This window comes from Enterococcus sp. LJL51 (assembly GCF_054871795.1).
The window spans coordinates 1-14,022 of record NZ_JBTXLW010000014.1 but is presented as its reverse complement, the minus strand read 5'-3'; the positions used below and the strand labels follow the sequence as shown (position 1 = coordinate 14,022).

The window sequence follows — 14,022 nt, the reverse complement described above, 5'->3', positions numbered from 1 at the left end:
TAATGGAATCAGTATCATTACAGGCCCGATTTTCATGGCTGGAAGAAGAGATTGCCTATGTTTTGCAGAAAGTAAAAGAAAATCAAAGGATATTTCAGAAGCTGGTTCCCCCAGCAGCAAGTAATCAGCAAATCTATGAACCAGAAGAGAATATTGATTGGACGGCCAGTTTCTGGGTAGGCATGCTGTTTCTGGCTAAAGAAATGAGCGGTTCAGAAGGTTTCGATAAAACGATAGAAAGTCAAATGGATTCTTTTACAAAACGTTTAGAAGAAAGAGTTGAACTGGAAACACATGACATTGGTTTTTTGTATATATTATCAGCAATTGCAGATTATCAGGTGAACAAAAATGAGGCATCCAGACAGCTGGCGATTCAGGCAGCGGACTTGTTAATGGCGCGTTATTCTGAAAAAGCGCAGATTATTCAAGCCTGGGGCAATTTGAATGATCCTGCTGAGGGAGGTCGAATGATTATCGATTGTCTAATGAACCTTCCCCTGCTCTATTTTGCTTCAGCTGCTACCGGTGATGATTCGTATAAAAAGGCAGCCTATGCCCACGCTAAACAAACGCAGCGCTATATTGTGCGTCCTAATTATACAACCTATCACACCTATTTTTTTGATACAGAAACAGGAGCGCCTTTGGAAGGAAAGACTGCGCAGGGCTATTCAGACAGTTCCTGCTGGGCACGGGGACAGGCTTGGGGAATTTACGGATTTACTCTAAGCTACCTTCATACAGGGGATACATCCTTTCTTGATACAGCAAAGCACTTAGCAGATTATTTTATCGAAGAGCTGCCGGAGGATTTAATACCATACTGGGATCTAGTGTTTGATGACGGGAGCGGCGAGGAACGAGACAGCTCTGCTGCAGCCATTGCCGCCTGCGGCTTACTCGAACTGGCTAATCAGCTTCCTCTTTCAGAAGAACGCCGTGCCGTATATCAGAATACCGCTGCAGCTATTATGAGCTCTCTCGCTCAGCACTATACTACGGTGAATCAGCCTCAGTCAAATGGTCTTCTCCTTCACGGTGTTTACGACAAAAACACTGGAAAGGGTGTGGATGAATGTATGATTTGGGGAGATTATTATTACATGGAAGCGCTGATGCGGTTGAAAAACAGCTGGTACAGCTACTGGTAAGGAAACAAAGGGGAAACCCTATAAAATAAAAAATTATATTTGGAGGTCTTGAGATGAAAATGTGGAAAAAAAGTTTGATTGCAGCAGTATTATTAGGGACTGTAGCAGCGCTAACTGCTTGTGGCAGTGGGTCAGATAAAACCGATGGAAGTAAGGATTCAGCTGATAGCGGAGATGTGGAGTTAAAAGTCACGACTTGGAATTATGATACAACACCTGAATTTGAAAAACTGTTTCGGGCATTTGAGGAAGCAAATCCAGGAATTAAAGTAACTCAGGTTGATATTGCTTCAGATGATTACGATACGAAACTGACAACAATGCTTTCTTCAGGAGATACAACAGATATCCTGACAATGAAGAACCTGCTGTCTTATTCAAACTACGCACTGCGTGATCAGTTGGTAGATTTAAGTGATCATATTAAAGATTTAGATACAGAGCCTGCAGCAGCCAGCTATGAAATGTATGATATTGAGGGGCAGACATTTGCACAGCCGTATCGAACTGATTTCTGGGTATTATATTACAATAAAAAAATGTTTGACGAAGCAGGGATTGACTATCCGGATAACCTGACATGGGATGAATATGAAGAGATTGCGGAAAAACTAGCAAAACCAGAAGAACAGGTTTATGGTTCTTATCAACACACATGGCGTTCAACGATTCAAGCGATTGCTGCTGCTCAAAATGACGGCGACTTGCTTGAACCGAAATACAGCTATATGCAGGATTACTATGATCGGGCGCTGAGAATGCAGGAAAGCAAGTCACAGATGGAATTTGGAACAGCCAAATCAACAAAAGTAACTTATCAGTCTCAATTTGAAAACTCTAAAACAGCGATGATGTATATGGGCAGCTGGTACATGGGTGCATTATTGACAAATAAAGACGAAGGAAAAACAGATGTAGAATGGGGAATTGCTCAAATTCCTCAAAAGAAAGCCGGCGAAGCAATTGATACCTTTGGATCGCCAACAGCTTTTGCAATCAATAAAAACTCAAAACACCAAGAGGCAGCTCAGAAGTTTCTTGATTTCTGTTCAGGAGAAGAAGGAGCAAAAGTACTGGCTGAGTTGGGCGTAGTTCCGTCTTATAAAACAACAGCTATTGATGATTTGTATTTCTCACGTCAGGGAATGCCTTCTGATGAAGTATCTAAAAAAGCATTTAATCCTGAAAATGTAGCTATTGAATTTCCGGTAGATAAAAACGGACCGGCAATTGATAAGATTCTTCAAGAAGAGCATGATTTAATTATGGTGAATGATGAAACACCAAAAGAAGGAATTGCTAATATGGAAAAACGTGTGAAATCTGAAACCGAGTAAAGAATGAGAGCCGTCTGAAAATCAGTATAGCTGATTTTCAGATGGAGTAAGAAAGGGGGACCGCTGTTGAGCGCTTTTGTTGATAACGCTTGACAGACTAAGCTATGGAGATTACATCAAAAACGAAAGAAGCCGGTAGACTGAAGCGTAAAAATACATTAGTTGCCTGGTCATTTATTGCACCTAACTTTATTGGATTTTTCTTATTTACATTGATTCCTGTCATTTTTTCACTGATTTTGGCATTTATGAGCTGGGATTCTTTTTCTACTCCGGAATTTGTCGGGCTGAAGAATTTTGCTAAAATGCTAAAAGATGATACTTTTTGGATTTCGTTGAAAAACACATTTTTGTATACAATAGGTGTTGTTCCACTAACCTTAATCTGTTCCCTTGGACTAGCAATTTTATTAAATCAGAAGATTCGCGGGATGAAGTTTTTTAGAACAGCGTTCTTCTTTCCTTATGTGACTTCACTGGTTGCAATTGCTGTTGTCTGGAATATGCTGTTTCATCCGACGATGGGGCCAATCAATCAGTTTCTACAGCATTTTATTGCTAATCCTCCAGGCTGGACTTCCAGCTCAGATTGGGCGCTGACAGCTATTGTTATAGTAAGTGTGTGGCGGGGGATGGGATACTATATGATTTTATACTTGGCTGGGCTGCAGAGTATCCCGAAAGAGCTGTATGAAGCAGCATCAATGGATGGCGCAAATAAATGGAAGCAGTTCATGAATGTGACGATTCCATCCCTGCGTTCAACAACCTTTTTTGTCACAATTATGCTGATTATTAACTGCTTCAAAATTTTTGACCTGGTGCAGGTGATGACAGCCGGAGGCCCAGGACGGGCGACCAACGTTTTAGTTTATAATATCTATAACGAAGCCTTTGTAAAATTCAATTTTGGCTATGCTTCGGCGATTGCTATGGTGCTGTTTGTTATTGTACTTTCAATCACAGTCATTCAGTTCAAATGGAATCAGATGAGAGAACGAGTATAAGGAGGAGCAACGAATGGAAGCAACTGTTCAAAAGACAGAAACAAAAGATAAAAAAAAGAAGAAAGACCGGCTAACTATTGGCCGAGTGTTGCTGATTGTTGTTCTAATACTCTTGGCGCTGATTACACTCGTCCCTTTTATCTGGATGGTATCTGCTTCTTTTAAAACAAATAATGATGTGTTTGCAATTCCGATTCAATGGGTACCCAAAGAATGGCATCCAGAAAATTATTCAGTTATTTGGGAACGAATCCCTTTAGTTACTTTTTTCAAAAATACAGCATTTTTAAGTATCATCATTACGCTGATTCAGCTGTTGACTTCCAGCTTTGCAGCCTATGGTTTTTCAAAGATGCATTTTAAAGGAAGAGATATACTGTTTTTAGCATACATCGGAACCATCGCTGTTCCATGGCAGTCTTACATGATTCCTCAGTTTATTATGATGCGGCAATTAGGACTGACTGATACCTTGTGGTCACTGGTTCTGCTGCAGGCCTTCAGTGCCTTTGGCGTGTTTCTTTTGAAGCAATACTACAGCAGTATACCAGATGAGCTCTGTGAAAGTGCTCGGATTGATGGTCTGACAGAGTGGGGGATTTACCGGAAAATCATTTTGCCGTTAACTAAGCCTGCGCTGGCTAGTTTAACAATTATCACATTTGTAAATACTTGGAATGATTATATGGGACCGTTTATCTACTTATCTTCTACTGAAAACAAAACGATTCAATTAGGCTTGAAAATGTTTGTCGGTTTATTTGATGCAGAATACGCGCTAATCATGGCGGCTTCGGTTGTATCCATTTTACCAGTAGGGGTTGTCTTTATTGCTATGCAGAAATATTTTGTAGAAGGCATCGCGACATCTGGAATGAAGGGATAAGGAAAGGAGAGGAAGGATTATGCTTCGAAAGCAGACATTTGATAATAATATTTACATGAAGCTGTTTCGCTGGGCGTATCTATTTTTGATTAGCAATCTATGTTTTCTTGTGGCAATTTTGCCCTTTTTCTTAGCAGCTTGCCTACTAGCGATAGACATCAGAAATTTACCGTTCTTTCTTCTTGGCTTACTGTGTTTTGGTCCAGCTTTGTCAGCACTTTTCGTTGTCATTAATACATTCAAAGAGGAACAAGAAGTTGAACCAGTCCGCTCATTTTTCAAAGCATATAAGACTTTCGGATTAAGAGGCATGATTTTCTGGCTGCCGTGTTGGCTAGGAGCAATTATTACTATTACCGACAGCTTATTTTTCGCAAAGTTTTCTTATGGTCAGTGGCTGATTCCCTTTTTCTTGCTGCTGCTTTTGATTCTAACTGGCTGGAGTATCCATTGCTTATATTTTCAGGTAAGAAATCCTGACGCCTCCATCAAGAGTGTTGGGCGAATTGCCTTTTACTACACACTGCGGAAATGGTATGCCAGTCTACTGAATATTGTGCTCTTTTCTCTAATGCTGCTGTTGATGATGTTAAAACCGCAATTTGGGTTCATACTAACACCAGCACTTTTTGCGGGTATTATTTATTTAAATGCAGGGAAGCTCCATATGCCTAAGCAGACAGCTGTCGATTAGCGGAAGACTAGTATTTGACAGGCAGTTGCTGAGCAGTACGCTGTTTTGTTCAGCAGTTGTCCAGAGCTTTTGACTTTGATTCCCGGAATTCGTATAATAGTGGACGGGAAAAGGAGTGGAGAATATGCGGAATGAAATGATGCACCGGCCAGTCGTAAAAAAAGAACTGCTTGAATTTATGAGGGAAAAGCAAAAGAAGCTGACAGGAGAGCTGGGTGTAATTGAAGAAGAAGCCCACAAAGATGAAATCCCTGTTATTCCTCATGAAACGGTTGTTTTTCTGCAGTTTCTACTAGGACAATTAAAACCGCAGGCTATTTTGGAAATTGGCGCAGCAATTGGTTTTTCTTCCAGTCTGATGGCGCAATATGTAGGTGAAGACGGGCATGTAACAACGATTGACCGTTTTGATGTCATGATAAGAAAAGCAACGAAAACTTATGAACGTTTAGGTTTGACTGATAAGGTTACTTTATTGGAAGGACAGGCATCAGATATTCTACCTACATTGAATCAACAATATGATTTTATTTTTATGGATAGTGCAAAATCAAAATATATTGAATTTCTGCCGGAATGCCTTAGACTTTTGAGAACGGGCGGAGTGCTGATGGTGGATGATGTGTTTCAAGGTGGTACAATCCTAGAACCTACAGAGGAGATTCCACGAGGAAAGCGGGCTATTCACCGCAAGCTCAACGAGTTTCTGGAAACCGTTATGACACATCCTGATTTAACATCCACGCTTTTACCATTGGGAGACGGTGTTATTTTGATTACGAAAGAAAAAGACAGTATAGAATTATAAAAAGACGCGTCCCAAAAGGACGCGCTTTTTTTATTAACGTAGTGTAATCATTTTTTTCAGAGGTTCGGTTCCAAACATCTTTTCCTGATGGAGCAGGATTTCAGCACAGGCTCTGCTGTCCTCTAGTGCATCATGATGATTTTTCAATTGAATATTAAGGTTATCACAAACGGTGTTTAGTTTGTGGTTTGGAAATTCAGGAAACAGCTTCCGGCTGGTTCTGACCGTACAAAGGGATAAATAATTAGGCTGCTCTAAGTGATAGTAGTCCAGACAGCCTGCTAGTACACCACAGTCAAAGCTGGCATTGTGAGCAACAACAAGACTATTTGACTGAAAACAATTATGAATCTGCTGCCAGACCTCTGGAAATTTTGGTGCATCGGCAACGTTTTCCGGTCGAATGCCATGAATCTGAATATTTTTCCAGAAAAAATCTGTTTCTGGTTGAATTAGGGAATAGTATTCACCGACGATACGGCTATTTTCAACTTTTATCAAGGCAACTGAACAGGCACTATGCTTAGCATAACTAGCCGTTTCAAAATCAATTGCGTAAAAATTCATGCTCAGGATCCTTTCCTTGTGTTGTAATATCTATATTATAACCTATTTGTTAATAAAATCATTCAAAAATGAGAAGAATAGAAAAATTAAACATTAATAACAACCTCTACAGGGCAATGGTCACTTCCTGTAATAGAGGTGTGAATTGTAGCTGAAGCTAAAGAATCTTTTAGATTTTCTGAAACAAGAAAATAATCAATACGCCAGCCGGCATTGTTTTTTCGGGCGTTAAAACGATAGCTCCACCAAGAGTAGACACCTTCTTGGTCAGGGTAGAAATAGCGGTACGTGTCAATGAAGCCGTCAGCAAGCAAGTCTGAAAATTTTTGTCGTTCTTCAGGTGTAAAACCAGCATTTTTTTGGTTGGTTTTCCAGTTTTTCAAATCAATATTTTGATGGGCAACATTTAAATCACCGCAGAGGATAACCGGTTTTTTCTCTTTTAATTCATCTAAATAGCGGCGGAAAGCATCTTCCCAGGTCATACGGTAATCTAATCTTTTTAATTCATTTTGAGAGTTCGGTGTATAACAGGTAATCACGTAATATTCAGGATATTCAAGTGTAATCACCCGACCTTCAGTGTCGTGTTCTTCAATGCCGATTCCATAGTAGGCAGACAAAGCTTCTTTTTTTGTAAAGATGGCAGTCCCGGAGTAACCCTTTTTTTCGGCGTAGTTCCAATATTGATAGTAGCCTGGCAGTTCGAGCTCTATTTGTCCTTCTTGAAGCTTTGTTTCCTGCAAGCAGAAAAAGTCTGCGTCTAATTCCTGAAAAACGTCCATAAAATTCTTTTTCACAACAGCTCGCAAGCCGTTAACATTCCATGAGATACACTTCATTTTTTTCGCTCCTTATATTCATTATTTTAAATAGTCAATTTATCTGCTGAACCAAGAACAGCGGTGTTATTAGCTTTTCGGTTTTTTATCAATAGGAAACTAGCTTTAAAAAAGAAAGTAATTGAAAGTCCTGCAGCGAGCATTCCAAATAGTAAAATAGCTGGTTTATCCATTAGCTGCAGAAAGGCAGACAAATTTCCAGTATACTTATGTAACTGTGACTTAACCACAAATACAAAAATATCAGCTGCCAGCATCAACAATAACCAGGAACCGAAAAAATACATCCGATAATTCATTTTATTTCTCAAATTTCTGCTCCTTTATAAGCAATATATTCCGATTATACCACTATTATTGTAGTAGAAAAGGAAAGTTTGTTTTAAGATAAGAAGAGAAGTTAAAAACAGGAGACTTTTCAGTTTGGTAGTAAGTCCTTTATTTTGATACCCGCCATTGAAAGGTGTGTTTTCAACAAGTATAGTAATATTAGTATAAAAGTGTAATGATTGTCTAATAGGGACAGGATATATTGAGGAGGATATTTTATGAAAATCGGTGTAATTGGATTAGGAAACATTGCTCAAAAGGCTTATCTACCAGTCTATAGCGAACTAAGAGATGAAGGAGAATTTATCCTTGCAACAAGAAATGAAAAGACTAGACTGAAACTGAAAGAGAAATATGGTTTTCAGCATGTTGTTGAAACGATTGATGAGCTGATAACAGCTGGAATTGAAGCTTGTTTTGTTCATGCAGCAACAGAAGTCCATGTGGAAATCGTAGAGAAGCTATTGAAAGCTGGAATTCATGTATGTGTGGATAAGCCGTTGAGCGAACATCCTGCTGAGGTTAAACGGTTAAAGGCATATGCAGATGAACAACAGCTGATTTTAATGATTGCCTTTAACCGCCGTTTTGCGCCTTTGGTATCCGAATTGAAAGATATTGAAGATAAAAATCTGATTTTACTGCAGAAAAATCGAATAGATGCGCCAGGAGAAACTGGATTTATGATTTATGATCTATTTCTTCATCTTGTGGATACTGCTGTCTATCTATTGGATAATCCAATTCAGCAGATACAGTCTAAAATTATTGAGGAAGAGGGGCAGCTGCAGCGGGTCTTTTTACATCTGGAAACAGAGACAACCACTGCTATCTGTTCTATGGATTTAAGGTCTGGAGCGAATACGGAAAGCTATCAGGTAACCGCACCCCAAGGGACATATACCTTGGATAATTTGACCGATTTAACGATTCAAAATACTGCCGGAATTCGAAAACAAGGATTTGGCGACTGGGAAACAACCTTGGATAAACGGGGCTTCGCTCCCTTGATCAGAGCATTTATTCAGGGAATCAAGCAAAAAGATACCACAGAACTAAAGCAAAATGATGTATTATTAAGTCACGAGCTGTGCGGAGAGATGCTGAGGAAGCATCAGCGTCACATACTCTGAAACGTTCAGTGGATGAAAACGTACAGAAAATCTACTATTATAAAAGCAAGACAGATTTATTTGAAAAGATGCTTCGCTGATTGAAAGACTGAATCAAATGTTCTAGCTGGATTTATATAGAAAGTTTCTTATCGTCATGCTAGAATAATAGAGATATTCGTGAGAAAGGAAACGACGTTTAATGGATAAAAGGAAGATTCAACAGGCGCTGCCGGAGACGACAATTTTATTTGATGAGCCTTTAAAAAATTTCACCTTCACCAAGACTGGCGGGCCGGTGGATATGCTGGTTTTTCCAAAAACAAAAAAAGAAGTACGACAGGTCATTCTTTTTTGTAAGGAGAATAACATTCCCTGGCTAGTACTAGGCAACGCTAGTAATTTGATTGTTCGCGACGGAGGTATTCGTGGTGTTGTTCTAATGCTTACAGAGATGAATCAAATCAATGTTAGTGGAGAAAAGATAGTTGTTGATGCCGGAGCAAAACTTATTGATACAACGTATGAGGCATTAAAAAACGATTTGACCGGTTTTGAGTTTGCCTGCGGTATTCCTGGAAGTGTCGGCGGAGCTGTGTATATGAATGCCGGCGCTTATGATGGTGAAATCAAAGATGTCTTTAAAAAAGTTGATATTCTGCTGCCTAACGGAGAATGCCGTACACTGAGGAATGAAGAGATGAATTTTTCCTATAGACACAGTGCTGTACAAGACATGACTTGTATCATTTTACAGGCAGAATTCTCTTTGGAAAAAGGCAATCATGCGCAGATTAAGCAGCGCATGGATGAGTTGACAGAGCTGAGGCAATCAAAGCAGCCGTTGGAATATCCCTCATGCGGCAGCGTGTTTAAACGCCCGGCAGGACATTTCACAGGGAAGCTGATTCAGGATGCTGGCTTACAAGGGCTGAAATGGGGCGGTGCTCAGATTTCAGAGAAGCATGCAGGCTTTATTGTAAATATAGATCAGGCAACCGCTACAGACTATGTAGAGCTGATAGCTCATATCCAAGAAGTAATCAAAGAAAAATTTGATGTTGTTTTAGAAACAGAGGTTCGGATTATTGGTGAAGAAGTTCTGTAAAGGATCTGTAAATCAGGCTATAATTGATTGAAACGTATTTTACAAGTCGTTTTTTAGAAGGATACCAAAGTAGGAGAGGAACAGCTTTGCTCCTAAATAGAACCAGAGAGCAAGCCGCCATTCAATGAACAAGAGTCTAAAACGGTAAGAACAAAAATATCCCCATCGAAAATAAGCAAAAATTCACGAAAATGTGAGAAGTACCTAGTAGGAATCAGTCAACTTCGACTGGCTTCTATTCGTGTCCCTGTCATTTTCGTGAATTTCTGTTTATTTTTTTAGATGAACCCTTTTATCTTATTTGCTTCTTTCTATTTAAAAACCTAGCCACTCCATAAATGTATGTTCTTCCTTTTCATCATTATCAAAGTCAATCAATGCGTCACGCTCATCGTGTTCTTTGAAGTTATTTACTACATAGCTTTTAATCTCTTCTTTATCTAGTTCCTTTTCTGCTGCTTGAGACACTAATCCTAAACACGCTACTGCTCCAAGTATTCCTACCATTACTTTTGTTTTCATCATTTTTTTCTCCTCATCATATTGTTTTATTTTTTTGGTTAATCCTATTTAAAAACCTAGCCACTCCATAAATGTATGTTCTTCCTTTTCATCATTATCAAAGTCAATCAATGCGTCATGCTCATCATGTTCTTTAAAGTTACTTGCTACATAACTTTTGATCTCTTCTTTATTTAGTTCCTTTTCTGCTGCTTGAGACACTAACCCTAAACATGCGATTGCTCCAATTATTCCTACCATTACTTTTGTTTTCATCATTTTCTTTTTCTCCTCATCTATTGTTTTATTTTTTGGCTAATCCTATTTAAAATCCTATCCATTCTAAAAATGTATGTTCTTCCTTTTCATCATTATCAAAGTCAATCAATGCGTCACGCTCATCGTGTTCTTTAAAGTTACTTACTACATAGCTTTTAATCTCTTCTTTATCTAGTTCCTTTTCTGCTGCTTGAGACACTAATCCTAAACACGCTACTGCTCCAAGTATTCCTACCATTACTTTTGTTTTCATCATTTTCTTTTTCCCCTTATCTATTGTTTTGTTTTTGTTCGTTACTGTAACTCATTGTTTTTATTTTAAAAATGGGACTTTTTTCTTTATCTGTTCTTTTAATACCACAAATAATTCTGTCATCACTGTCTCTGTCTGCCGCATATCAACTGAAGAATCCTCTACAATGAAGCTGGTAATTGCCTGCATATTTTTACTTGATGTTCTTGTGAGATTTCTTTCACAATATCTTTCGTAGCTTTTGATAATGGCTTCGCACGTTTGCCAATCGATTTGACTTCTTTCTGAGATAGTATTCATTGTTTGTACATAATTCATTATGTTTTCCTCCTAATTTCCAAGACCGACTGTCTGTCGTTTTAAGAGCATTATTTTCCTCAACTTCTGTTGAGGTTAGGTGAGTAATCAACTTTTTTGATTTTAGACTGACTGTCGGTTTGTTTATGCTTTTATAATAAACTGTATTTTTTATTTTGTCAACAAAAAATTCATATTTTTTTGTACACACGTTTAAATAATGATTAAATACCACCGCAATAGGCTTATTCCAAAGATTTTATCCTTAAAATTGCAAGAAATTATTTTTAGTTTAAAAAGTTTTTTAGAGTATGTTTGAAAACACTAGTGTTGATAATATTCGAGTGTGTGACAGGACTCGTTGGCAGAAATAGTCGCTGATGTGCTGCATAAGTATCCTTTTCTAGGCTACCGCAATTACCTGTAGAAATCTCATATGCTATTTTACTTTTCGGGCACGCGCTAGTGATTTTAAAACGTTAAAAAAATAAACCTGAGTTTGATAAGGTGCATCAAACTCAGGCCTGCTTTTTTTAGAAGGCGTATTATCTACTCTTTAGTTCTATTGTTGTTTCTTAATTTTCGTTGTTTTTCAAATCTTCCATCTCAACGACCTTGAAGTTCTTTCTTTCCAGCTGTTCAACAATGAGCGCACAGGTTTCTTCTGTTGTGCCAGAAGGAAGAGTAATCAATGTTCTGCGGATAAAATCACCCTTACCAATATCTAAAGTGATACAGCTTGCAATGCTGCTGTGCTTTGCGATAATTTTAGAGATAGCTGCTAAATCCCCCTGCTTGCCAGTTGAAGCAATTGTCAAAACGTAGCTGCCTGTCTCAATATTCCAAGACTGTGCCAGAATATTCAGTAGTGTGCTGTGGGTCAAAATACCGTAAAAGTGATTGTTTTCATCGAGAACAGCAATATACGGTAATTCTTTAATAGTAAAGAAGACCTTGAAAAATGATGTGTTGACATAGATGAACTTTGTTGCATTTTTCAAAAGATAGGTAACCGGCAGGCTCATGTCGCCACCGTTTGCTTTATGTCTATAGATATGCATTTTATAGATATTTCCACGGAAGATTTTTCCTGATTCATCAAGAATTGGTACGCAGCGGTAGCCGGACTCTTCCAATATGTTTAAAGCTTCTTCTAACGTACAGGATTCATTTACTGTAGTAAGATTTTTCTTTTTTAAAACAACAGATTTTAATAACATAGCTAAACCTCCTTAAATTGTATGTTTCGGACAAATTAATAATACCATATCTTGAAAAAAAACAATAGTAGACAGGGAGTTAAGGTGGATAAAAAAACAGAGAACTGTACCTGCTGATTAAAAGAGGAAAGATTGACTTTTGAGAGAAATGATGCTATTCTTAGTAGTGATTTTGTGAACAGAGGAGGAAAGTTGATGGCGGTAAAGAAAGCAGCACTTGCCTGTTCCGTTTGCGGCTCCCGTAACTATTCTAAGGCGGTAACCGAAGGAAAACGCGGAGAGCGATTAGAGGTCAAAAAATTCTGTAAATATTGTGGACAGCATACATTGCATAAAGAGACAAAGTAAGTATTGGAGGGGTAAAAATGAAGTTTTTAAAAGGCGTAAGAGATGAAATGAAGAAAGTAACTTGGCCGTCAAAAAAACAACTGCGTAAAGATACCTTGATTGTTATTGAAACAACAGCAATCTTTGCAGCGCTATTTTTCGTGATGGATACAGCGATTCAGGCTATTTTTGGTTTGATTCTTCGTTGATTCCAACTGGTATTTTTCATTGGTGAATGGTATACTGGTTGTGGTAAAGAAAAACTTCGGGAAAGCTGAGGTTTTTTTATTTTTCTTAAAAACAATTAATTTAACTATATAAATCCTGTAAAAGATTCTGCGCACATAGAGTGACCTTTGCCTATCACAGATAGTGAAGGTCATCTCCAGATATCTCGTTTCTTTAACAGAATTTATATATAAAGGAGCTTGAACAGGAATGGAATCCTACGAAAAAAATTGGTACGTGCTGCATACGTATTCCGGCTATGAAAACAAAGTAAAGGCGAATATTGAATCTCGTGCTCAAAGTATGGGTATGGGGGATTTTATTTTTCGTGTCGTTGTTCCGGAAGAAACAGAAACTGAAGTGAAAAACGGTAAAAGTAAGGAAATTGTCCATAAGACGTTCCCAGGTTATGTACTTGTTGAGATGGTCATGACGGATGATTCATGGTATGTTGTACGTAATACGCCAGGAGTAACAGGATTTGTTGGTTCCCATGGTGCAGGAAGCAAGCCAGCGCCATTGCTGCAGGAAGAAATTAATCATATTTTACGTTCTATCGGCATGAGCACTCGCCAAAATGATTTAGAAGTTTCAATTGGTGAAACTGTCCAAATCATTGAAGGAGCCTTCTCTGGATTAGAAGGAGAAGTAACAGAGATTGATGAAGAAAAACAAAAACTAAAAGTTAATATTGATATGTTTGGCCGTGAAACAAGCACAGAGCTGGATTTTGAACAGGTAGATAAAATCTAAGTTGAATAAAATCATAAAGCTTGGAATAAAATCAGAGATTTTCTGATTTTATTCCAAGCTTTTTTACTAGCGTTAGAAAAACTGTATCATTTAACTGAGGAATCGAGTGTTGCTTTGGCTATGATAATCCCAGAGACAGGATTTTTTACCAGTGTAAAATGTTATAGAGTAAAAAGGGTGCCCTTAAAATAAGGCACTGACCCCCAAGAATGAGAATATAAAAAAGAGGCACCTCCGTTGAATTTATTTTATATAATAAATTTAGCGGAGGTGCTTTTGATGAAGAAAAAAATGGCGTATTCTCTTGAAGTCAAAGAGA

General features: G+C 38.2%; 19 protein-coding genes. 11 read left to right on the top strand and 8 right to left on the bottom strand.

From position 1 onward, the window contains the following. Window positions 1-2: 2 nt before the first annotated feature. The 6 genes from ACYSNQ_RS12735 to ACYSNQ_RS12710 all read left to right on the top strand — a co-directional run bounded on the left by ACYSNQ_RS12735 (window position 3) and on the right by ACYSNQ_RS12710 (window position 5,886). Window positions 3-1,154 (top strand): glycoside hydrolase family 88 protein, encoded by a 1,152-nt coding sequence (locus ACYSNQ_RS12735; protein ID WP_426083937.1) that lies wholly within the window; start codon window positions 3-5, stop codon window positions 1,152-1,154. A gap of 53 nt (window positions 1,155-1,207) precedes the next feature. Continuing rightward, complete coding sequence (locus ACYSNQ_RS12730) at window positions 1,208-2,491, top strand: ABC transporter substrate-binding protein (RefSeq protein ID WP_426083935.1); 1,284 nt, start codon at window positions 1,208-1,210, stop codon at window positions 2,489-2,491. A 104-nt stretch (window positions 2,492-2,595) separates the two neighbouring features. Then, complete coding sequence (locus ACYSNQ_RS12725; RefSeq protein WP_426083933.1) at window positions 2,596-3,498, top strand: carbohydrate ABC transporter permease; 903 nt, start codon at window positions 2,596-2,598, stop codon at window positions 3,496-3,498. 13 nt (window positions 3,499-3,511) lie between these two features. Next, window positions 3,512-4,384, top strand: a complete 873-nt coding sequence (locus tag ACYSNQ_RS12720; RefSeq protein ID WP_426083931.1) for a carbohydrate ABC transporter permease — start codon at window positions 3,512-3,514, stop codon at window positions 4,382-4,384. A gap of 19 nt (window positions 4,385-4,403) precedes the next feature. After that, complete coding sequence (locus tag ACYSNQ_RS12715; protein ID WP_426083929.1) at window positions 4,404-5,078, top strand: DUF624 domain-containing protein; 675 nt, start codon at window positions 4,404-4,406, stop codon at window positions 5,076-5,078. Window positions 5,079-5,202: 124 nt separating this feature from the next. Then, window positions 5,203-5,886 (top strand): O-methyltransferase, encoded by a 684-nt coding sequence (locus tag ACYSNQ_RS12710; protein WP_426083927.1) that lies wholly within the window; start codon window positions 5,203-5,205, stop codon window positions 5,884-5,886. Between the two features lie 33 nt (window positions 5,887-5,919). Here the strand turns inward: ACYSNQ_RS12710 and ACYSNQ_RS12705 are convergent, their stop codons facing one another. From ACYSNQ_RS12705 to ACYSNQ_RS12695, 3 genes are all read right to left on the bottom strand, one after another. Then, window positions 5,920-6,453 (bottom strand): 3'-5' exonuclease, encoded by a 534-nt coding sequence (locus ACYSNQ_RS12705; RefSeq protein ID WP_426083925.1) that lies wholly within the window; start codon window positions 6,451-6,453, stop codon window positions 5,920-5,922. Window positions 6,454-6,539: 86 nt separating this feature from the next. Beyond that, complete coding sequence (locus ACYSNQ_RS12700) at window positions 6,540-7,295, bottom strand: exodeoxyribonuclease III (protein ID WP_426083923.1); 756 nt, start codon at window positions 7,293-7,295, stop codon at window positions 6,540-6,542. A 26-nt stretch (window positions 7,296-7,321) separates the two neighbouring features. Continuing rightward, window positions 7,322-7,606, bottom strand: coding sequence for a hypothetical protein (locus ACYSNQ_RS12695; protein ID WP_426083921.1), 285 nt, complete (start codon window positions 7,604-7,606; stop codon window positions 7,322-7,324). A 237-nt stretch (window positions 7,607-7,843) separates the two neighbouring features. Between ACYSNQ_RS12695 and ACYSNQ_RS12690 the strand changes: the two genes are divergently transcribed. Beyond that, a complete protein-coding gene (locus tag ACYSNQ_RS12690; protein WP_426083919.1) occupies window positions 7,844-8,758 on the top strand; it encodes a Gfo/Idh/MocA family protein in 915 nt (304 codons plus the stop codon). 181 nt (window positions 8,759-8,939) lie between these two features. Continuing rightward, window positions 8,940-9,845, top strand: coding sequence for a UDP-N-acetylmuramate dehydrogenase (gene murB, locus ACYSNQ_RS12685; protein ID WP_426083917.1), 906 nt, complete (start codon window positions 8,940-8,942; stop codon window positions 9,843-9,845). A gap of 315 nt (window positions 9,846-10,160) precedes the next feature. On the opposite strand, the gene ACYSNQ_RS12680 is transcribed toward murB, so the two are convergent. From ACYSNQ_RS12680 to cbpA, 5 genes are all read right to left on the bottom strand, one after another. Next, entirely contained in the window at window positions 10,161-10,367 is a 207-nt protein-coding gene (locus tag ACYSNQ_RS12680; RefSeq protein WP_426083915.1) for a hypothetical protein, read from the bottom strand. Window positions 10,368-10,415: 48 nt separating this feature from the next. After that, window positions 10,416-10,625, bottom strand: coding sequence for a hypothetical protein (locus ACYSNQ_RS12675; protein WP_426083913.1), 210 nt, complete (start codon window positions 10,623-10,625; stop codon window positions 10,416-10,418). Window positions 10,626-10,671: 46 nt separating this feature from the next. Continuing rightward, the gene (locus tag ACYSNQ_RS12670; protein ID WP_426083911.1) at window positions 10,672-10,881 is read right to left on the bottom strand and encodes a hypothetical protein; all 210 of its coding nucleotides are present in this window, start codon (window positions 10,879-10,881) and stop codon (window positions 10,672-10,674) included. Window positions 10,882-10,938: 57 nt separating this feature from the next. Beyond that, window positions 10,939-11,196, bottom strand: a complete 258-nt coding sequence (locus ACYSNQ_RS12665; RefSeq protein ID WP_426083910.1) for a hypothetical protein — start codon at window positions 11,194-11,196, stop codon at window positions 10,939-10,941. 554 nt (window positions 11,197-11,750) lie between these two features. Next, the gene (gene cbpA / locus ACYSNQ_RS12660; RefSeq protein WP_426083908.1) at window positions 11,751-12,395 is read right to left on the bottom strand and encodes a cyclic di-AMP binding protein CbpA; all 645 of its coding nucleotides are present in this window, start codon (window positions 12,393-12,395) and stop codon (window positions 11,751-11,753) included. Window positions 12,396-12,590: 195 nt separating this feature from the next. On the opposite strand from cbpA, the gene rpmG reads away from it, so the two are divergent. The 3 genes from rpmG (at window position 12,591) to nusG (ending at window position 13,703) form a co-directional block, all read left to right on the top strand. After that, window positions 12,591-12,743, top strand: a complete 153-nt coding sequence (gene rpmG, locus ACYSNQ_RS12655; RefSeq protein ID WP_426083906.1) for a 50S ribosomal protein L33 — start codon at window positions 12,591-12,593, stop codon at window positions 12,741-12,743. A 17-nt stretch (window positions 12,744-12,760) separates the two neighbouring features. Beyond that, window positions 12,761-12,931, top strand: coding sequence for a preprotein translocase subunit SecE (secE, locus tag ACYSNQ_RS12650; protein WP_426083904.1), 171 nt, complete (start codon window positions 12,761-12,763; stop codon window positions 12,929-12,931). A 229-nt stretch (window positions 12,932-13,160) separates the two neighbouring features. After that, window positions 13,161-13,703, top strand: coding sequence for a transcription termination/antitermination protein NusG (nusG, locus tag ACYSNQ_RS12645; RefSeq protein ID WP_426083902.1), 543 nt, complete (start codon window positions 13,161-13,163; stop codon window positions 13,701-13,703). Window positions 13,704-14,022: the final 319 nt, after the last annotated feature.